Source organism: Bradyrhizobium sp. SZCCT0148 (assembly GCF_018129985.1).
GTDB classification, from domain to species: domain Bacteria; phylum Pseudomonadota; class Alphaproteobacteria; order Rhizobiales; family Xanthobacteraceae; genus Bradyrhizobium; species Bradyrhizobium japonicum_H.
The window spans coordinates 265,925-283,542 of record NZ_JAFCKT010000007.1 but is presented as its reverse complement, the minus strand read 5'-3'; the positions used below and the strand labels follow the sequence as shown (position 1 = coordinate 283,542).

Annotated in this window: 17 protein-coding genes; 9 read left to right on the top strand and 8 right to left on the bottom strand. The window is 65.9% G+C overall.

Going from position 1 to position 17,618, the window contains the following annotated elements; translation table 11 throughout:
* Positions 1 to 43: 43 nt before the first annotated feature.
* Positions 44 to 415, bottom strand: a complete 372-nt coding sequence (locus JQ580_RS22435; RefSeq protein WP_212282366.1) for a winged helix-turn-helix transcriptional regulator — start codon at positions 413 to 415, stop codon at positions 44 to 46.
* Between the two features lie 151 nt (positions 416 to 566).
* Here JQ580_RS22435 and JQ580_RS22430 point away from each other — a divergent pair, with 151 nt between their 5' ends.
* Together JQ580_RS22430 and dksA are read left to right on the top strand one after the other, a co-directional pair.
* Positions 567 to 1,178, top strand: coding sequence for an NAD(P)-dependent oxidoreductase (locus JQ580_RS22430; RefSeq protein ID WP_212282365.1), 612 nt, complete (start codon positions 567 to 569; stop codon positions 1,176 to 1,178).
* A 214-nt stretch (positions 1,179 to 1,392) separates the two neighbouring features.
* Positions 1,393 to 1,758 (top strand): RNA polymerase-binding protein DksA, encoded by a 366-nt coding sequence (dksA, locus tag JQ580_RS22425; protein ID WP_008554760.1) that lies wholly within the window; start codon positions 1,393 to 1,395, stop codon positions 1,756 to 1,758.
* Between the two features lie 278 nt (positions 1,759 to 2,036).
* Here dksA and JQ580_RS22420 read toward each other — a convergent pair whose 3' ends face one another.
* Positions 2,037 to 2,435 (bottom strand): winged helix-turn-helix transcriptional regulator, encoded by a 399-nt coding sequence (locus JQ580_RS22420; RefSeq protein ID WP_212282364.1) that lies wholly within the window; start codon positions 2,433 to 2,435, stop codon positions 2,037 to 2,039.
* Positions 2,436 to 2,526: 91 nt separating this feature from the next.
* Here JQ580_RS22420 and JQ580_RS22415 point away from each other — a divergent pair, with 91 nt between their 5' ends.
* Together JQ580_RS22415 and JQ580_RS22410 are read left to right on the top strand one after the other, a co-directional pair.
* Positions 2,527 to 3,555: an SDR family oxidoreductase gene (locus JQ580_RS22415; protein WP_212282363.1), complete on the top strand. Its 1,029-nt coding sequence runs from the start codon at positions 2,527 to 2,529 to the stop codon at positions 3,553 to 3,555.
* Between the two features lie 96 nt (positions 3,556 to 3,651).
* Positions 3,652 to 4,431 carry a 2-keto-4-pentenoate hydratase gene (locus JQ580_RS22410; RefSeq protein WP_212282362.1) on the top strand — a complete coding sequence of 260 codons (780 nt, stop codon included), beginning with the start codon at positions 3,652 to 3,654 and terminating at the stop codon, positions 4,429 to 4,431.
* A gap of 292 nt (positions 4,432 to 4,723) precedes the next feature.
* Here the strand turns inward: JQ580_RS22410 and flgH are convergent, their stop codons facing one another.
* From flgH to flgF, 4 genes are read right to left on the bottom strand one after another with little or no spacing between them, the layout of a single operon-like run.
* Complete coding sequence (gene flgH / locus JQ580_RS22405; RefSeq protein ID WP_106951771.1) at positions 4,724 to 5,488, bottom strand: flagellar basal body L-ring protein FlgH; 765 nt, start codon at positions 5,486 to 5,488, stop codon at positions 4,724 to 4,726.
* Between the two features lie 9 nt (positions 5,489 to 5,497).
* The gene (gene flgA, locus JQ580_RS22400; protein WP_212282361.1) at positions 5,498 to 6,631 is read right to left on the bottom strand and encodes a flagellar basal body P-ring formation chaperone FlgA; all 1,134 of its coding nucleotides are present in this window, start codon (positions 6,629 to 6,631) and stop codon (positions 5,498 to 5,500) included.
* A gap of 10 nt (positions 6,632 to 6,641) precedes the next feature.
* Positions 6,642 to 7,430 carry a flagellar basal-body rod protein FlgG gene (gene flgG, locus JQ580_RS22395; protein ID WP_091965437.1) on the bottom strand — a complete coding sequence of 263 codons (789 nt, stop codon included), beginning with the start codon at positions 7,428 to 7,430 and terminating at the stop codon, positions 6,642 to 6,644.
* A 16-nt stretch (positions 7,431 to 7,446) separates the two neighbouring features.
* Positions 7,447 to 8,208 (bottom strand): flagellar basal-body rod protein FlgF, encoded by a 762-nt coding sequence (flgF, locus tag JQ580_RS22390; protein WP_212282360.1) that lies wholly within the window; start codon positions 8,206 to 8,208, stop codon positions 7,447 to 7,449.
* Positions 8,209 to 8,584: 376 nt separating this feature from the next.
* On the opposite strand from flgF, the gene fliL reads away from it, so the two are divergent.
* The 5 genes from fliL to JQ580_RS22365 all read left to right on the top strand — a co-directional run bounded on the left by fliL (position 8,585) and on the right by JQ580_RS22365 (position 15,382).
* Positions 8,585 to 9,085, top strand: coding sequence for a flagellar basal body-associated protein FliL (gene fliL, locus JQ580_RS22385; protein ID WP_212282359.1), 501 nt, complete (start codon positions 8,585 to 8,587; stop codon positions 9,083 to 9,085).
* Positions 9,086 to 9,114: 29 nt separating this feature from the next.
* A complete protein-coding gene (fliM, locus tag JQ580_RS22380; RefSeq protein ID WP_094895716.1) occupies positions 9,115 to 10,317 on the top strand; it encodes a flagellar motor switch protein FliM in 1,203 nt (400 codons plus the stop codon).
* Complete coding sequence (locus JQ580_RS22375; protein ID WP_212282358.1) at positions 10,314 to 10,760, top strand: DUF6468 domain-containing protein; 447 nt, start codon at positions 10,314 to 10,316, stop codon at positions 10,758 to 10,760. The genes fliM and JQ580_RS22375 overlap by 4 nt, the downstream gene beginning before the upstream one ends.
* 9 nt (positions 10,761 to 10,769) lie before the next feature.
* On the top strand, positions 10,770 to 11,528 hold the full coding sequence (locus JQ580_RS22370; protein WP_212282357.1) for a MotE family protein: 759 nt from the start codon (positions 10,770 to 10,772) through the stop codon (positions 11,526 to 11,528).
* Between the two features lie 104 nt (positions 11,529 to 11,632).
* On the top strand, positions 11,633 to 15,382 hold the full coding sequence (locus tag JQ580_RS22365; protein WP_212282356.1) for a tetratricopeptide repeat protein: 3,750 nt from the start codon (positions 11,633 to 11,635) through the stop codon (positions 15,380 to 15,382).
* A gap of 191 nt (positions 15,383 to 15,573) precedes the next feature.
* Here JQ580_RS22365 and fliP read toward each other — a convergent pair whose 3' ends face one another.
* Positions 15,574 to 16,332, bottom strand: coding sequence for a flagellar type III secretion system pore protein FliP (fliP, locus tag JQ580_RS22360; protein WP_212282355.1), 759 nt, complete (start codon positions 16,330 to 16,332; stop codon positions 15,574 to 15,576).
* On the bottom strand, positions 16,329 to 17,294 hold the full coding sequence (locus tag JQ580_RS22355; protein WP_212282354.1) for a flagellar biosynthetic protein FliO: 966 nt from the start codon (positions 17,292 to 17,294) through the stop codon (positions 16,329 to 16,331). The genes fliP and JQ580_RS22355 overlap by 4 nt, the downstream gene beginning before the upstream one ends.
* Between the last annotated feature and the right edge of the window lie 324 nt (positions 17,295 to 17,618).

The window sequence follows — 17,618 nt, the reverse complement described above, 5'->3', positions numbered from 1 at the left end:
GCGGGGGCTGGGCGAGACCGCGTGTCTTTCCACAACGCGCCCCTTACGCCGCTTCCTTCTTCTGCTGCGCGTCATAGCTGCGCTGGGCGGCGAGAACGTCTTTCAGATTCTGTTCGGCCCAATCGCGCAGCGGATCGACCGCGCCGGCGAGCGTCAGTCCGAGCTGCGTGATCGAATACTCTACCGTGACGGGCACGGTCGCGATGGCGTGGCGCTTGAGCAAGCCGTCGCGTTCGAGCGATTTGAGAACCTGGCTCAGCATCTTCTGCGAAATGCCTTCGATCGTGCGGCGCAGCTGATTGAAGCGCATCGGCTCCTCGCGCAGCAGCAGCAGGATCAGCACCGCCCATTTGTCGCCGATGCGATCGAGGATCTGGCGCGTCGGGCAGTTCGCTGCATAGACGTCGGGTTTCATCGTCAGGCCTCGAATCCGGTTTTCGTCGCGCTTGCGATGCGCGTGGCAGTTACCCCAGCGTAATCAGGTAAGCACAAAGTGCTCTCTTAACACCAGCATCCTTTACGATATCTAGTCACCATTAGTTACCAAAGAAGCAAAGGAGCCTTCCATGAAAATCGCAGTTGCCGGCGCGTCGGGCCGGGCCGGGTCCGAGATCGCCAAGGAACTGTCCCGGCGCTGCCATGCGGTCACGGCCATTGCCCGGAACCTCGAGAAGATCGCGGTCCTGCCGAACGTCACGCCGACCAAGGGGGACGTGCTCGACCAGGCGGGCCTTGCCAGACTGTGGACCGGGCACGATGTCGCCGTGAGTTCCGTGCACTTCCTGGCCAGCGATGCGCAGAAGCTGATCGGCGCGGCGAAGGCCGCCAAAGTCGGTCGTTACCTCGTCGTCGGCGGCGCCGGCAGCCTGGAGGTCGCTCCGGGCGTCAAACTGGTCACGACTCCCAATTTTCCGGCCGAATACAAGGCGGAAGCGGAGGCGGGCGGTGCTTTCCTCGACCTGCTGCGGCAGGAAAAGGACCTGAACTGGACCTTCATTTCGCCGTCGGCGCTGTTCGTCGAGGGGGAGCGCACCGGCAAGTTCCGGCTCGGGACCGACCAGCTTCTCGCAGATGCGAACGGCAAGAGCTGGATCACCTTTGCCGACTACGCGATTGCGCTCGCAGACGAGATCGAACGCCCTGCCCATGTGAAGCAGCGCTTCACGGTCGGCTACTAGGCTTTCGGCCGCCCCCGGTCCTCCAGGATAAACCTTCCTGTGCAAGGGCTTGGGGGCGCCGCTCGGGCGGTGAGGGAAATATTGTCTGTCACAGGTGGCCGCTATATAAGGCCCCGCTCAGCGGACCTCGTCCGCCGTACGAGTCGTTGCTTAGACAGATAGGCCGCCCTTGGAAAAGTTGAAAAACTACCGACCGACCGAAAAAGAGCCTTTCATGAACGACCGGCAGAAGGAGTACTTCCGCTTGAAGCTCCTCGCCTGGAAGGATGAGATCCTCAAAGAGTCCAAGCTCACCCTGCAAGCCTTGCAGGAGGAGAACGTGAACCACCCCGATCTCGCCGATCGGGCATCGTCCGAAACCGACCGTGCCATCGAACTCCGTGCCCGCGACCGCCAGCGCAAGCTGATCGCCAAGATCGACGCTGCGCTCCAGCGGATCGAGGACAACACCTACGGCTATTGCGAGGACACCGGCGAGCCGATCTCGTTGAAGCGGCTCGAGGCCCGGCCCATCGCGACGCTCTCGGTGGAGGCGCAGGAGCGCCACGAGAAGCGCGAGAAGGTCTATCGCGACGAATAGAGACGGAGCCGCCACGTGCGGCTCTTTTGTTGTGGGACCAAGGCGCAGCTTCGCGCCGTGTTCAGCGTTTTGCCTGTCGATTGCCGGCGCGCCTTGGCGCGCGGATGCATTGCGAAAAGTGAATCGCAATCAATGGGCTAGAGTCACTTCCTCCGAGCTCACGTGAGTTCGGATGAGAAACAGCCTTCACTTCAGGTGCGGGAGATTTTGCGAGTCGCATCAACGAGATCGTCGAGCTTGTTGAAGCGTGGATCGAGCTGCATCAAGCATCGCTGCAATCAGGCTTCGTGCGACGCCGCGAGGCGTGCATCCCCATAAAGCCTGGACCAGCTCAATATTTCCTTAAACGCCGGCAGCAGGCCGTAGGCCGCATCGGTCAGCTCGTAGGCGATCTGCAACGGCTTCTCGGCGAGAACGGTGCGCGAGACCAATCCGTCCCGCTGCAGTTCGCGCAATTGCGTGGTCAACATGTGCTGGGTGATGCCGTCGATCGATCGCCGCAAGGCGCCGAAGCGGACCGCACCGTTCATCAGTGCGAACAGGATCTCCAGCTTCCACTTGCCGCCGATGGCATGGATGGCCTGCTTGAAATCGGCGAGCACGGCAGGGGCGGGGCTGCAATCGCAGTCTTCGTCGCGGGCGCTGGTCAGGTTTTCCATACCGGTCTCGAAATCCATTCTACTTGTTGCCCCCGGAGATAGTGACCAGATGCGGCCTTGAGCAGGTGGCGGAACCCATTCGCCGGCCTGTGCCATGAGGAAATTTCAAATGAGCACTGTCCTGGTGACCGGCGGGTCCGGCTTCGTCGGCATCCATGTCGTCCTGCAACTTCTCGCCGCCGGCCATCAGGTGCGGACCACGGTGCGCCGGCCGGACCGGCAGGCCGCCGTGCTGGCGATGCTGCGCGAGGGCGGGGCGGTTGCGCCCGAAAGCCTGTCGTTCTTTACCACCGACCTCACCGCGGACGAGGGCTGGCGCGAGGCGGTCGCGGGATGCGACTACGTGCTCCATGTCGCCTCGCCGCTCTCGACCAGCGTTCCCAAGGACGAGAACGAGATGATCGTCCCCGCCCGTGACGGCACGCTGCGGGTGCTGCGCGCCGCGCGCGAGGCCGGCGTCAGGCGCGTGGTCATCACCTCGTCGCTGGGGGCGATCGGCTACGGCCATCCGCCGCGCGACAAGCCGTTCGACGAGTTCGACTGGACCGATCTGGGCGGTGCCGACGTGCAGCCCTACATCAAGTCCAAGACGCTGGCCGAGCGGGCGGCCTGGGATTTCATTGCGCAGGAGGGCGGCGGCCTCGAATTATCGGTGGTCAATCCTGTCGGCATCTTCGGCCCGGTGCTCGGGCCGGACTATTCCGGCTCGATCGAGATCGTCAAATCGCTGCTCGACGGGGCCATGCCGGCCGTGCCGCGGGTCTATTTCGGCGTGGTCGACGTGCGCGACGTCGCCGATCTGCACCTGCGGGCAATGAACGCGCCGGAAGCGAAGGGCGAGCGCTTCATCGCGGTGTCCGGCGAGACGATGTCGATCCTCGACATCGCCAAAGTGCTACGGCGGGAACTGGGGTCGCGGGCGGGCCGGGTTCCGCGGCTGCAGGCGCCGGACTGGCTGGTGCGGCTTGCCGCCAACCGGATTCCTTTGCTGCGTGCGGTCGTGCCGATGCTCGGCAAGGTACGACATTCGACCAGCGCCAAGGCGAGGTCGGTGCTCGGCTGGCAACCCCGTTCCAACAATGAAGCGATCCTAGCAACGGCCGAAAGCCTGATCCGGCTCGGTCTCGTCAAGGGTTGAAGGCACTCTCGAACTGTTCTTTGGCCCGCGCTTGTCATGCCCCGGCGGGGGTGCTGAAGTGCCGCCTTCACTTGCGTAGCGTGGGAGGCGGCGCCGATGGACAGGATTCTCGAAGCCGCGAAGGCGATCGCGCTGGCGCGCCGCAACCATGCGCCGCTCGCGGCGCTGGAGCATCCGCCCGAAGATGAAGCAGAGGGCTATCAGGTCCAGCGCGCGCTGCACGATCTCTTGCTGCCGCATCTCGGACCGCTGGTCGGCTACAAGATCGGCTGCACCAGCCAGGTGATGCAGGACTATATCGGCATCCCGCACCCTTGCGGCGGCGGCGTGTTCCAGAAGGGCGTGCATGACACCGGCGCCCGGCTCGCGGCTTCCGACTATGTCCGTGTCGGCGTCGAATGCGAGATCGCGGTACGGCTGAAGCGGAACCTCGCCGCCGGCGAAGCGCCATTCACCGCCGAATGGGTCGGCGAAGCCGTCGAGGCCTATCATCCCGCGATCGAGATCGTCGACGACCGCTACGTGAAGTGGGAAACGATGGGCGCCCCGACGCTGATCGCCGATGATTTCTTCGCCGCCGGCTGCGTGCTGGCCCCGTCGGTGCCGCGTTCGTCGGTGCCGGACCTCAAAGCGGTCAAGGGCCGCGCCATCCTCAACGGCGAAGAGGTCAGCCAGGGCACCGGCGCCGACGTCCTTGGTCATCCCCACAACGCGCTCGCCTGGCTCGCCAACCATCTCGCCGCCGACGGCAAGGGTCTTCACGCGGGACAGCTCGTGCTCACCGGCAGCCTGGTCAAGACGCTGTGGCTCAAGGCCGGCGACAAGGTGCGGATGGAGCTGGACGGGCTGGGCGTGGTGGAGGCGGAGTTTACGTGAGGATGGACCGGTATCCCGCGCAGTCATTCCCCGCGAAGGCGGGGAATCCAGTACGCCGAGCCACTTCATTTTAGCAACGAAGCCGCGGAGCACTGGATCGTCCGCTTGCGCGGACAATGACAGTGAGGCCTGGTTTGCTGCGCCGCTCTTCATAGTCGCGGACCGCGAACCAATTCCCTGATGCCTTCACGAAATACATGCGGCCCTCGCCAGGGGAGCTAGCGAGGGCCGCGTCGTACATCGTCGTTCGCGCCTTAAGTTCGCGAACACGATGTGGGAGCTCGGGAGAAGCCTAGAAGGGCAGCAGCACGTCCATCACTTGCTGGCCGTAGCGCGGCTGCTGCACGTCCATGATCTGGCCGCGGCCGCCATAGGCGATGCGGGCCTGCGCGATCTTGGTGGAATCGATGGTGTTGTCGCTCTGGATGTCCTCGGGGCGGACGATGCCGGCGACCACGAGCTCGCGGATCTCGTAGTTGACGCGGATCTCCTGCTTGCCCTCGACCACGAGGTTGCCGTTCGGCAGCACCTGGGTGACGACCGCGGCGACGTTGGTCTGCAGGGCTTCCGTGCGGTTGACCGAGCCCTTGCCGTCGCTGGAGGCGGAGGAGTCGGCCGTGAGGATGCGGCCGGGCAGCACCTTCTGGGCCTGCGCGCCGAGGGTCTTCGCGCCGATGAAGTCGGTGATGCCGGAATCTTCGGAATTGGTGCGGCTGCGTTGGGTCTCGTTGGCGATGTTGGCCTTGTCCGTGATGTTCACCGTCACGGTCAGGAGGTCGCCGACCTGGCGCGCGCGCTGGTCCTTGAAGAAGGCGCGGCTGCCGTTGCGCCACAGCGAGTTCGGATTGTAGGAGGCGACTTCCGGCTTCGGCATCGGCATCTGCACCGGCTTGTAGCCCGGCTGCGTCGTCGGATTGTCGATCGCCGACAGTTTCGGCTGCTCGCCGATCTGCGACAGGCGGTCGATCGAGGAGCAGCCGCCCAGCGCGCAAGAGGCCAGCAGCAAGGCGGAGATCGCGATGCGACGAAGACGGTAAGCCGAACTGAAAGCGGACATGACGAACTCTTACTTGGCTTGAGCTTGCGAGGCGCGAGCTTGCGGGATCTGGGCTTCTGCGATCTGGGCCGGCGACGCGGGGGCCTGAACCAGGTTCCGAAGGAGGGCTGCGGTATCGACCGGGGCGGGCGCCTCATCGCGCTTGAGCGAAGAAGTCTGCTCGACCGCGGGCGCCATCGGCGCGGACTGGCTCGCGCCCTCGATCGTCACCTGGCCGCGGCCGGTGACGACGCCGCTCAGCGTCCGCTTGGATTGCACATTGAGCACGCTGACGGTGTCGCCCTCGGCGCCGCTCTCGATCGCCTTGCCGCGCGAGGTGAGATAGAGGCCGGGCACCTGGTAGATGATGGTGACGCTCTGGTCGCGCACCACCAGGTCGGGCTTGACGATGTCGGCGGCACGCAGCGGCGTGCCCGCGCGCATCGGCCGGCGCAGCTGCATGCCGATGCTGCGGTCGCGCGAGGCGGGCTCGCCGGTGACCTCGGCCTTCGGCCGGCGCTCCAGCGCGACGTCGGAAGATTTCAGGAGATCGAGCCGGTCGATGTCGCGCGTCAGCACGGCCACTTCCACCGTTTCGACCGCGGTGCCGGTGAAGCGCAGCTTGGTCGGGACCGGACTGCTGTCGTTGGCAATCTCGAAGGCGATGTCGAACCGGCCGCTGCGGGCATCGTAGCGGGTTGCGACCGGGTGCAGCACGCCGGAGTTGGAGGCATCCAGCCGCATCTCGGCGACGCCGCGGTCGAAGGTGACGGTGAGGTTGGCGGCGTCCCCGAGGCCGAAGCGACGCTCGAGCGCGGAGGCGACGGCGGTTTCGATATCCTTGTTCGCCAGCGTGCGGGCGAGGCGGGTGACCTGGACCTCCTTGAGGTCGCCGGTCATGACGCCGATCACCTGCTTGGCGCGGAGCACCGACAGCACCTGGCCGACGGTCAGCGTGCCGGTGGTGCCGAGATCGGGCGAGCGGTAGACCGGGATCAGCGCGGCCGATCCGGCATTGTCGATGAGATCGCCGACCCGCACCACGTCCGAAGTGACGGTGACGCTCGCGCGCAGCGTCGGCGAGGCGATGAAGTCGTCCGCGGCCGCTGCCGGCAGGGCCAGCGCGAGCAGGGCGGAGATGGTGGCGAGGGTGGTGCGGATCATCGTCATCACCTCAGCGGAACAGCGCCGTCGTCGATTGCATCATCTGGTCGGCGGCGCTGATCACCTTGGCGTTCATCTCGTAGGCGCGCTGGGCGGCGATCAGGTCGCTCATCTCCGAGACGACGTCGACATTGGCCTGCTCGAGGCTGCCCTGGGTAATCTTGCCGTAGCCCTCAGAGTTCGCGGTGCCATCCTGCGGCGGGCCGGACGACGGGGTCTCGGTGAACTGGTTGCTGCCGACCGGCTGCAGGCCGGCCTTGTTGATGAAGCGGGTCACGCCGATCTGGCCGACGATCGACGAGGTCGACGAGCCCGGCAGCGTCACCGAGACCTGACCCTGCTCGCTCACCGAGATACCCGAGGCGTTGTTCGGGATCGTGATCGTGGGCTGCACCGGGTTGCCCTGGGCGGTGACGACGCGGCCCTGGTTGTCCATCTGGAAGGTGCCGTCGCGGGTGTATTGATAGGTGCCGTCCGGCATCAGGATCTTGAAGAAGCCTTCGCCCGACATCGCGAGGTCGAGATCGTTGCCGGTCTGCGACAGCGTGCCCTGCGTCATGCTGCGCGGCGTGCCGACGGTCTTGACGCCGCCGCCAATGTCGACGCCGACGGGCAGGATGGTGCCCTGGTCAGAGGCCTGCGCGCCGACGCGGCGAACGTGCTCGTAGATCAGGTCCTGGAACGCCGCGGTCTGCTTCTTGAAGCCGGTGGTGCGGAGGTTCGCGATGTTGTTGGAGATCACCTGAACGTTGAGTTCCTGTGCCGCCATTCCGGTCGCTGCGGTGTGAAGCGCCTGCATATCAGTTCTCTCTCAATCAGGCCGGAACGTCGGCGAGCTTCTCGATCGCCGATTTGTGGAGATCGCTCTGCTGCTGAAGCAGGTTGGCGATGGCGGTGTAGCTGCGCATGACTTCGACCATGCGGGTCATCTCGCCGACCGAGTTCACGTTGGATTTCTCGATATAGCCCTGGCGCACGGTGGATTTGGCATCGGGTTGCTGGGTGGCGGAGCCGGCGGAATAGAGATTGGCGCCGAGCTTGGTCAGCTTGGTCGGATCATCGAACGAGGCCATGCGGATCTTGCCGCGGATCGAGTCGGTCTTGGCGGTGCCTTCGAGCACCGTGATGGTGCCGTCCGGCGCGACGTTGATGTCGTGATCGGTCGGCTGGAAGGTGATCGGGCCGCCGGTGCCGAGCACCAGATTGCCGCTCGAGGTGACGAGCTGGCCGGTGCTGTTGAGCGTGAATTTGCCGTCGCGCGTGAACATTTCGCCGCCATTGGCCTGCACCGCGAAATACGCGTTGCCGTCGATCGCCATGTCGAGCGGGTTGCTGGTCGCCTCCAGCGCCCCCGGGCCGATGTCGCGGTAGGTGCCGCGGTCCTGCACGTAGGACACGCGGCGGTCCGCGCCGACGAAATTGTCTTCTCGCGCGTTCGAGTTGAGGAATTCCTCGAACAGCGAATGGTCGGCCTTGAAGCCGTTGGTGTTGGCATTGGCGACGTTGTTGGCGATGACATCCATCTGCCGTTCCAACGTCATCTGCCGTGACAAGCCGATCAGAAGCGCGTTCTGCATCGGAAATCTCCCCTGAGCGGATCTGCCATTTCGCTCTCCCAAGCGCCGTGGCGGACCCCGTGAACGAGACCGTCGGGTTCTCCCAAACCGTTCGGTCTCGACCCTTTCTCAGCGAAAGCCGTGCCAACTTGAAAAAGTACGCATTTTCAGTGGCTTGCTCATTTTCGAGGGGCGTCGGAGGGCGGCAGAAAGGTTCTGTTAGCCATGTCTGCCCGGCAGATTTTTCCTAGCAGATGCCCGATCGAAAGGTTCCGTTAACCATTATTACCGTAGCGTTTGCATGAAGAGGAGCGCATCGCGCCGGGGCATTTGTATCGCGTTCTTGTCTTATGGCTTCGCTCTTTCGACCCCTTTGAGAGATTCGGGCGCGGCGACCATGGCAGAGAATGAAGCGGAAGGCGGCGCAGCCGCTGAAGGCGCGGAAGCCGCTCCGCCGAAGAACAAGCTGAAGCTCATCATCATGGCCGTCGGCCTGCTCGCCGTGCTCGGCGGCGGTGCCGCGACATGGTTCTTCTTCTTCCGGCACGGCGAAGACGAGCATCATGCCGAGGCCGCACATCCGCCGAAGCCGCCGTCCTTCGTCGACGTCCCCGACATCATGGTCAACCTCGCCGGCGCGCCCGGCGAGCGCGTGCAATATCTGCGGCTGAAGATCGTGCTGGAGCTGAAGGAAGAAAAGCAGATCGAGGCCATCAAGCCGACGATGCCGCGCGTCACCGACATCTTCCAGACTTACGTGCGCGAACTGCGCCCCGCCGACCTCAACGGCTCCGCCGGCATCTTCCGCCTCAAGGAGGAACTGACCAAGCGCGTCAACGCGGCGGTTGCCCCGGTGCAGGTGAGCGCGGTGCTGTTCAAGGAAGTCGTGATCCAGTGACGGCTTGCGGAAGGTAACGGGCTAGCGTCATGGCCGGCAACGAGCAAATGGACCAGGATGCGATTGCCGCCCAATGGGAGGCATCGCTCGATTCCGAGGATCCCGCGGAGGCCGCGAAGGCTGCCGCCGAAAACGAATTATCGGAGACCATGGCCCTGCAATGGGCGGCCATGGTCGAGGACGGCAGCCGCGATCTCGGCACCGGCAAGAACTCCGGCGAGCGGGTGCTGTCGCAGGAGGAGATCGACAACCTCCTCGGCTTCGCCGTCGGCGACGTCACCCTCGACGACCATTCCGGCATTCGCGCCATCATCGATTCGGCGATGGTCTCCTACGAGCGTCTGCCGATGCTCGAAATCGTCTTCGACCGCCTGGTGCGGTTGCTGACGACGAGCCTGCGCAACTTCACCTCCGACAACGTCGAAGTCTCGCTCGACCGCATCACCTCGGTGCGCTTCGGCGATTACATGAATTCGATCCCGCTGCCCGCCGTCCTCACCGTCTTCAAGGCCGAAGAGTGGGACAATTTCGGCATGGCGGTGGTCGATTCCAGCCTGATCTACTCGATGATCGACGTGCTGCTCGGCGGCCGCCGCGGCACCAGCCAGCTCCGCATCGAGGGGCGGCCCTACACGACGATCGAAACCGAGCTGGTCAAGCGGCTGGTCGAGGTGGTGATGGCCGACGCCGAACAGGCATTCCGGCCGCTGTCGCCGGTGACCTTCACGATCGACCGGCTCGAGACCAATCCGCGTTTCGCCGCGATCAGCCGTCCCGCCAATGCCGCGATCCTGGTGCGCCTGCGCATCGACATGGAAGACCGCGGCGGCAACATCGAGCTGCTGCTGCCTTATGCGACCATCGAGCCGATCCGGGGCGTCCTGCTCCAGATGTTCATGGGCGAAAAGTTCGGCCGCGATCCGGTCTGGGAAGGCCATTTCGCAACCGAGATCAACCAGGCCGAGATCGCCGTCGATGCCGTGCTCTACGAGGCCGACATTCCGCTCAAGCAGCTGATGCGGCTCAAGGTCGGCGACACGCTGCCGCTGGACATGCGCGCCGACGCCAACGTCACCGTGCGCTGCGGCGACGTCACGCTGACCGAGGGGCGGATGGGCCGGGTCGGCGACCGCGTCGCGATCCGCGTGACGAAACCCTTGCGCAAGCCAAGTACGACACTTGCGATGTTCGAGAAGGTGGACGAGCAGAACAAGATGATGGAGGCCCCATGAACCACTCCCTGGGAATGGCGATCGAAACGCTGGTGGCTATCCTGCTGATGCTGACGATCTTCTACTGCGTCATGCTCAACAAGCGGCTGACGCGGCTGAAGGCGGACGAGCATTCGCTGAAGGCGGTGATCGGCGAACTGATCACCGCGACCGAGATCGCCGAGCGCGCGATCGGCGGGCTCAAGCTCGCGGTGCGCGACGTCAACGAGAATCTCGGCAGCCAGCTCGCCGCGGCGACGCAGATGTCGGACCAGCTCTACAAACAGCTCGGCGAAGCCGACAACGTGGTCCGGCGGCTGTCCAAGATCGCGATCGCCGCGCGTCCCATGACGAACCCGGAAACGGTCGCCGCACCCGCAGCCAAGCCCTCGTCGGCGAAGGCGGTGGCGGCTGCGGCCGAAGCTTTCTCCGAACGCAGACGATCCAACGGCCTTGCGGCATAAAGTCAAGGTATGAAGTCCTTTCGTAACATTCGCGTCATTCCGGTCGTCCTGGTCGCCATCGCAGGCCTCGCCACGCTGAAGGTGGCGGGCCTCGCGATCAATGGCGGCTATGTCTTCGACTACAAGCCGAACCAGACCAAGAAATCCTGGGCGCAGGAGAATTTGAACTTCCCGACCGGCCGCGACGATCCCGATATCACCGGCTCGACCCATGGCGCGCCGAAGGAGGCGCCGAAGCCGGCCGCGCCCGAGACCAAGATGGAAGGCGGCACACCGATCAAAATCGAAGAGCCGCAGATCTCGCCCTCCGAGCGCGCGATCCTCGAGCGGTTACAGGCGCGCCGCCAGGAGATCGAGGCCCGCCAGCGCGAGATCGACATCCGCGAGAGCCTGTTGAAATCGGCCGAGAAGCGCATCGAAGGCAAGGTCGAGGAAATGAAGGCGGTGGAAACCCGCATCTCCGCAACGCAGGCAGACCAGAAGGCCGCCGAAGCCCAGCGCATGAAGGGCCTCGTGACCATGTACGAAGGCATGAAGCCCAAGGACGCCGCGCGGGTGTTCGACCGGCTCGAGATGGGCGTGCTGATCGAGATCGCCTCGGCGATCGCGCCACGGAAGATGTCGGACATCATGGGACTGATGTCGCCGGAGGCCGCCGAGAAGCTGACGGTCGAGATGGCCCGCCGTGCCAATGGCGGCGGCGATCAGTCGGCCTCGGCCGGCGAACTGCCGAAGATCGACGGCAAGCCGACGCAAAAGCCGAATTGAGGGCTCATACTTAAGAAGTCCTTAATTGGCAAAACCTTAGAGTCTGGGGCAGGGGACGGCACCAGTGCCGCCGTGGACCCGTCGAAACGGAAGACATGCCGCCAATGGCGCGAGAGGCTGCCGATGGATTGTGGTCGCGAGCCCGCGCTCTGGCGCCGGGGCTGTCGCGTCATGTCCGCGTGCTGGCGCTCTGCCTGCTGGCAGGTTGTGGTACGCCGGCCCGGGCTGCCGACGCCGTCAGGGGCGAGGCGAGCTTCTCGGCCGGCGGCGGCTTTGCCCGTCTCGTCATCAAGCTCGGCGAGGACGTTCCCTCTGAGGTGACGACCGCGGGCTCCATCCTCATCATCCGCTTCGACCGGCCAGTCGACGTTCCCGTCGACCGCGTGCCTGAAGGCGCGCCCGATTACGTCAACTCGGCGCGCCGCGATCCCGATGGCGGCGCCATCCGCCTGTCGCTGGCGCGCCGCGTCACCGTCAACACCATGAATGCCGGCGAGCGCACCTTCGTCGACCTCCTGCCGGAGGGGTGGAAGGGACCGCCGCCGAGCCTGCCGATGGACGTGGTCAAGGAGCTGGCCGAGCGCGCCCGTGTGGCCGAGCGCGCACTGCGCGCCCAGCGTGCCGCGGCGGAAAGCAAGAAGCGTCCGCAGATCCGCGTGCGTGCTTCGGTGCAGCCGACCTTCGTTCGCTTCGTGTTCGAGATGCCCGACGGCGTCGGCGTGTCCTCCGTGCTCAACGAGCAGAAGCTCACGCTCGCCTTCAACGCCAACCTCAATTTCGATCTGGCGGACGCGGTCGTTGCAGCGCCGCCGAACGTCGCCTCGATCAAGCAGAAGGCCGATATCGACCAGACCAATGTCGAGATCGCGCTGATCGGCGATTCCGACGTGCATTCGTTCCGCGACGACAAGAACTACGTCGTCGATGTTTCCTTCCAGCCCGACAAGGGCAAGGTCGCCGCAACGCCCGAGGCGGCGATCGCGCAGATGAAGCCTGCCGGTCGCGGACCGGCGCCGGCGCCGGACAAGCCAGCGGCCCAGAAGCCGAAGGACGCCCCTGCCGAGATGGCGCCACCGACCTCCGAGACGATCGCGCGTGAAGCGAAGATCGACGTCAAGCCCGAGGTGAAGCCGGACGCGCCCGCCGCGATGCCGCCCGCGGAAGCGCCGAAACCAGTGCCGGCTCCCGCGATCGAGGCCGCCCCCGCGCCGGAAGCGCCAAAGGTCGCGCCCAAGGAAGCTTTGAAGGAGGCTCCGAAGGACATCTCGAAGGAAGCAGCGAAGCCCGCGCCGCCGCTTGCCGAAGCCGTGGCCGCGCCCGCCAAGCCGGCGCCTGCGGAGGCGCCGAAAGAGGCCGCGAAGGAGCCGGTCAAGGACGCCGTCAAGGCTGCGTCCGCCGAGGCGCCGGCCGCGCCGCAGCCCCCCGTCGCCAGCGTCGATGCGCGCCGCGACAGCGACGGCTTGCGCGTGACGTTCCCGATTGCGGTCGCGACACCGGCGGCGGCGTTCCGCCGCGGCGACACGGTGTGGCTGGTGTTCGATACGCCGAAGCCGATCGACGTCGAGGCGATCCGCAGCAAGGGCGGGGTGATGATCGGCGAGGTCGGCCGCATTGCGCTCGACAAGGGCCAGGCGGTGCGCATCCGTCTCACCCGCCCGCTGGTCTATTCGCTGGCGAGCGAAGAGGTCGGCAAGGAGACCAACTGGCTGCTGACGCTCGCCGACAAGATCCAGACGACCCCATTGCCGCTGATGATGTCGCGCAACATCACCGACCCCGCGCTCGCCAACATCGCCATCCCCTTTGCCAATCCGGGCCAGCTGCACAAGCTCACCGACCCCGATGCCGGCGACATGCTCTATGTCGTCACCGCGCAGCGGCCGGTGCGCGGCTTCATCAAGCGGCAGGATCTCGTCGATCTCTCGCTGCTGGAATCCGCGCACGGCATCGCGATCCGCCCGAATTCCGACGAGGTCGGCGTCGAAGTCGGCGCCGACAAGGTGATCCTCGGCAAGAAGGGCGGTCTGACGCTGTCGCCGGTCGACATCTCGGCCGAGCGGGCGCCGACCGCGGTGCGTCCGGTGTTCAGCCCTGAGGGCTGGCGCAAGGGCCAGTCGGAAAATTTCATCGCGCGCCAGAGCGAGCTGATCACGGCGATCGCGGCCGTCGAGCCGGCGCTGCGCTCACTGCCGCGGCTCGATCTCGCGCAATTCTACATGTCGCGCGCAATGTATCACGAAGCCAAGGCCGTCACCGACCTGATGCTGAGCGATCCGCTCAACAAGGAGGAGAGCGGTGCGCTCATCATGCATGCGATCGCCAGCATCCTGATCGGCCGCCCGGCGCAGGGCCTGAAGGACCTCGCCAATCCCGTGATCGGCAACAGCCACGATTCCCAGCTCTGGAAGGCGCTCGCCTATGCGCGCCAGGGCAAATGGGCTGACGCGCGCGAGAAGTTCAAGAACGTCGAATTCGCGATCGCCTCGCTGCCGCTCGACATTCAGCGCATCGTGACGATGGATGCGATGCGCGCCGCGCTCGAGGTGAAGGACTATGCCGGCGCCTCCAAGCGCCGCAGCGAACTCGAGGTCGTCGGAGTATCGCCTGAGGCTGCGCCCGGCTTTGCCGTGCTGCGCGGCCGGCTCGCCGAGGCGCTCGGCCACGACAAGGACGCGCTCGACGATTACAGGCTCGCGGCGGCCTCGGCCGATCGGCCGGCTGCGGCCGAGGCCAAGCAGCTCGAGATCGCGCTGCGGCAGAAGCGCGACGAGATCGGCAAGGACGAGGCGCTGAACGAGCTCGAGACCCTGTCGATGACCTGGCGCGGCGACTCCATTGAGGTCAAGACGCTGCAGATCCTGTCCAAGATGTACGCCGAGGCCGGGCGCTACCGCGACGCGCTCACTGCGGCTCGCACCGCGACCAGGCTGCAGCCGAACGCGGACGCCTCGCGTCAGGCGCAGGATCTCGCTTCGGACCTTTTCACGCAGATATTCCTCGGCCCGAAGGGTGACCAGCTGCCCGAGGTCGAGGCGCTCGGGCTGTTCTACGAGTTTCGTGAATTGACGCCGATCGGCAGGCGCGGCGACGAGCTGATCCGCCGTCTCGCCGACCGCCTCGCCTCGATCGACCTGCTCGACCAGGCGGCCGAGCTGCTGCAATACCAGGTCGACCACCGCCTCGAAGGCGCCGCCCGCGCCCAGGTCGCCGCGCGCCTCTCCATGATCTATCTCGCCAACCGCAAGCCGGACAAGGCGATCACGGCGCTGCGCGCGAGCCGCATCAGCGATCTCTCCGGCGAGCTCAGGCAGCAGCGCCTGCTCCTGGAAGCGCGCGCGCAGAGCGACGTCGGCCGTCACGATCTCGGACTCGACATCATCTCGAACGTCACCGGGCGCGAAGTGCTGCGGCTGCGGTCCGACATCTTCTGGGCGGCACGGCGCTGGCGCGAGTCCGCCGAGCAGATCGAACTCTATTACGGCGAGCGCTTCCGCGACTTCAAGCCGCTCAATTCGGTGGAGAAGAGCGACATCATCCGCGCCGCCGTCGGCTATGCGCTTGCGGACGACTCGATCGGCCTGTCGCGCTTCCGCGAGAAGTACGCCCCGCTGATGAGCGAGAGCGCCGACCGTCTCGCCTTCGACATCGCCAGCAAGCCGGCCGCGGCTTCCAGCGCCGAATTCGCCGAGATCGCCAAGCTCGCCGCCAGCGTCGATACGCTCGACGGCTTCCTGCGCGAGATGAAGCAGCGCTTCCCCGACGCCACCGCCCGCGCGCCGCAGGCCAAGGACGAAGACCACACCGGCTCGCTGCCGACGATCCCGGTCGTGCGGCAGATCAAGATGACTCGATAGGCCTCTGCTGCCGCGCGAAGCGCGGGCCGCGACAGCGCCACAACTTCGTCATTGCGAGCGCAGCGAAGCAATCCCGCATTTCTCGCTGGGGGATTTTGGATTGCTTCGTCGCAAGGGCTCCTCGCAGTGACGGGGAGGGGGGGCGGGGCTATCGCGCGAGCGCAGTGGACGCGGGCGTCACCAGAGGCTCGCTACCCGCCGTAACTCTGCACCAGGCTTCCCGCCACCAGCGACCAGCCGTCGACCAGCACGAAGAAGATCAGCTTGAACGGCAGCGAGATCGTGGCCGGCGGCAGCATCATCATGCCCATCGACATCAGCACCGATGCGACGACGAGGTCGATGATCAGGAAGGGCAGGAACAGCAGGAAGCCGATCTCGAAGGCGCGCTTCAGCTCGGAGATCATGAAGGCGGGGACGAGGATGCGCAGTGCCAGCTCGTCGGGCGTGGCCGGCGGCGGTTCGCCCGAGAGATCCAGGAACAGCTTGAGGTCCTTCTCGCGCACGTTCTTCTGCATGAAGCCGCGCAACGGAACGGAGGCGCGCTGCAGCGCGTCCTCGACGCCGATCTGGTTGGCGACGAGCGGGCGGATGCCGTCGTCGTAGGATTTCTGCAGCACCGGCCCCATCACGAAGAAGGTGAGGAACATCGCAAGCGCGATGATCACCGAGTTCGGCGGCGCGGTTGCCGTGCCCAGCGCGGTGCGCAGCAGCGACAGCACGACCACGATGCGCGTGAACGACGTCATCATGATCAGGATCGACGGCGCGATCGACAGCACGGTGAGCAGCGCGATCAACTGGATCGCGCGCTCGGTGACGCCGCCACCGCCAGCGCCGCCGCCGAGATTGATGCTGATGTCCTGCGCATGCGCCGGCATCGCTGCCGATGCCGCGCCGATCAGGACAGAAAGGAAAAAAACTCTACGCGGAAGGGACGGCAGCCTCACGAAGACGGCTTCGGACGGCCGAGCAGCGAGGCCATCTCGTCTTCGAGATTTTCAAAGCTGGTCTTTTCCGCGGCCGGCTTTGCGGGCGGGGCCGGTGGTGCCGGCGGCTCGCTGCGTGCGGCGCGCGGGGAAGCAGCAGGCGGCTCCGGCGCGACCGGAGGCGCGACCGTCTCGCCGGCCGGGCGACGCAGCGCGGCTTCGAGCCGCTGCGCCATCTCGGCGAGATTCTGCTCGGCACTGGAGGGCGCTGCAGCAGGGGCCGGCGGCGGAACGGGCGGAGCCTGCGGCACCGGCGGCGGCGGGGCAGCGACGCGCTCGGCGCGCACCGGCGGCATCTTCGGCGGCTCGCTCTGGCGCGGCGGCCGCGGCATCAGCGGCGGCTCGCTGCGCGGAACGCGCGGCGGCAGCGGCTCCGGCCGCGGTTCGCGCTCGAGGCGTGGCGCGGTCGGCTCGGCCGTGAAGCCGGCGAGGGGATCGCTGCGGCGTTCGGCCAGCGCGGGAGCGGGCCGGCGCACCTCGTCGGCAAAGGACGGGCGCGCGGGCCGCGGCGGCGGCTCGGGCATTTGCGGCTCGGGATGATCGAGCATTTCCGGCCGCGGTGCTTCGTCGGCCCAGTTGCTGGTATCCGGCATGGGCGCGAGCCGCGGCGGTTCCGCGGCGTTCGGACGCTGCGGAAGCTGGTCGCGGCCGGGCGCGGCGCGAACGATGTTGGGTTCGACGACGATATCGGTCGGCCCGCCGATCATCAGGAGGTGCTCGACATTGTCACGCCGGACCAGCACCAGGCGGCGCCGGCCGTCGACCGCGGCAGCGTCGATCACCGCGAGCCGGGGCATCCGGCCGCGCTGGGTGTTGGCGCCGACCCGGCTACCGGCGAATCGGCGCACCAGCCAGGCAGCGACGCCGATCAACGCCAGGACGACGATGAACGCGACGATGAAGGTGATAGGGCTGCCTTGCATACTTGTCCCCGACAAATGGCGCTGTTCTCGTGCCTATGGTTGGACGCGCCAACCACTGGTTTAACGATGCCCCAAACTGCGATTTCTTAACGTCCCACGGCAAGTTTTGCCGTCCCCAACTCTTAATAACCCATGAATCGCTCGATCCAAAACGACTTCTTGGGCTGTGCACGGGCGGCCAAATGGTTGGGTTAATGCCGGTTTTGGAGACGTAGAATCACGGGAGCGGAAAATGCTGTCCCGCCTGGGGACAGGCTTCGAGGACGGTCTTAACCAGCTGTTAACCATACACGCGGCAAATTCTGCCTAGCGGCGGACCCTTGG

What these genes read in the sequence shown, in the direction of transcription:
- flgH (WP_106951771.1), bottom strand. Translation starts at nt 5,488, where the DNA reads ATGTCCGCTTTCAGTTCGGCTTACCGTCTTCGTCGCATCGCGATCTCC.
- JQ580_RS22430 (WP_212282365.1), top strand. Translation starts at nt 567, where the DNA reads ATGAAAATCGCAGTTGCCGGCGCGTCGGGCCGGGCCGGGTCCGAGATC.
- JQ580_RS22370 (WP_212282357.1), top strand. Translation starts at nt 10,770, where the DNA reads ATGAAGTCCTTTCGTAACATTCGCGTCATTCCGGTCGTCCTGGTCGCC.
- JQ580_RS22410 (WP_212282362.1), top strand. Translation starts at nt 3,652, where the DNA reads ATGGACAGGATTCTCGAAGCCGCGAAGGCGATCGCGCTGGCGCGCCGC.
- fliL (WP_212282359.1), top strand. Translation starts at nt 8,585, where the DNA reads ATGGCAGAGAATGAAGCGGAAGGCGGCGCAGCCGCTGAAGGCGCGGAA.
- fliM (WP_094895716.1), top strand. Translation starts at nt 9,115, where the DNA reads ATGGCCGGCAACGAGCAAATGGACCAGGATGCGATTGCCGCCCAATGG.
- JQ580_RS22415 (WP_212282363.1), top strand. Translation starts at nt 2,527, where the DNA reads ATGAGCACTGTCCTGGTGACCGGCGGGTCCGGCTTCGTCGGCATCCAT.
- JQ580_RS22375 (WP_212282358.1), top strand. Translation starts at nt 10,314, where the DNA reads ATGAACCACTCCCTGGGAATGGCGATCGAAACGCTGGTGGCTATCCTG.
- JQ580_RS22420 (WP_212282364.1), bottom strand. Translation starts at nt 2,435, where the DNA reads ATGGATTTCGAGACCGGTATGGAAAACCTGACCAGCGCCCGCGACGAA.
- flgA (WP_212282361.1), bottom strand. Translation starts at nt 6,631, where the DNA reads ATGATCCGCACCACCCTCGCCACCATCTCCGCCCTGCTCGCGCTGGCC.
- JQ580_RS22355 (WP_212282354.1), bottom strand. Translation starts at nt 17,294, where the DNA reads ATGCAAGGCAGCCCTATCACCTTCATCGTCGCGTTCATCGTCGTCCTG.
- JQ580_RS22365 (WP_212282356.1), top strand. Translation starts at nt 11,633, where the DNA reads ATGGCGCGAGAGGCTGCCGATGGATTGTGGTCGCGAGCCCGCGCTCTG.
- JQ580_RS22435 (WP_212282366.1), bottom strand. Translation starts at nt 415, where the DNA reads ATGAAACCCGACGTCTATGCAGCGAACTGCCCGACGCGCCAGATCCTC.
- dksA (WP_008554760.1), top strand. Translation starts at nt 1,393, where the DNA reads ATGAACGACCGGCAGAAGGAGTACTTCCGCTTGAAGCTCCTCGCCTGG.
- flgG (WP_091965437.1), bottom strand. Translation starts at nt 7,430, where the DNA reads ATGCAGGCGCTTCACACCGCAGCGACCGGAATGGCGGCACAGGAACTC.
- flgF (WP_212282360.1), bottom strand. Translation starts at nt 8,208, where the DNA reads ATGCAGAACGCGCTTCTGATCGGCTTGTCACGGCAGATGACGTTGGAA.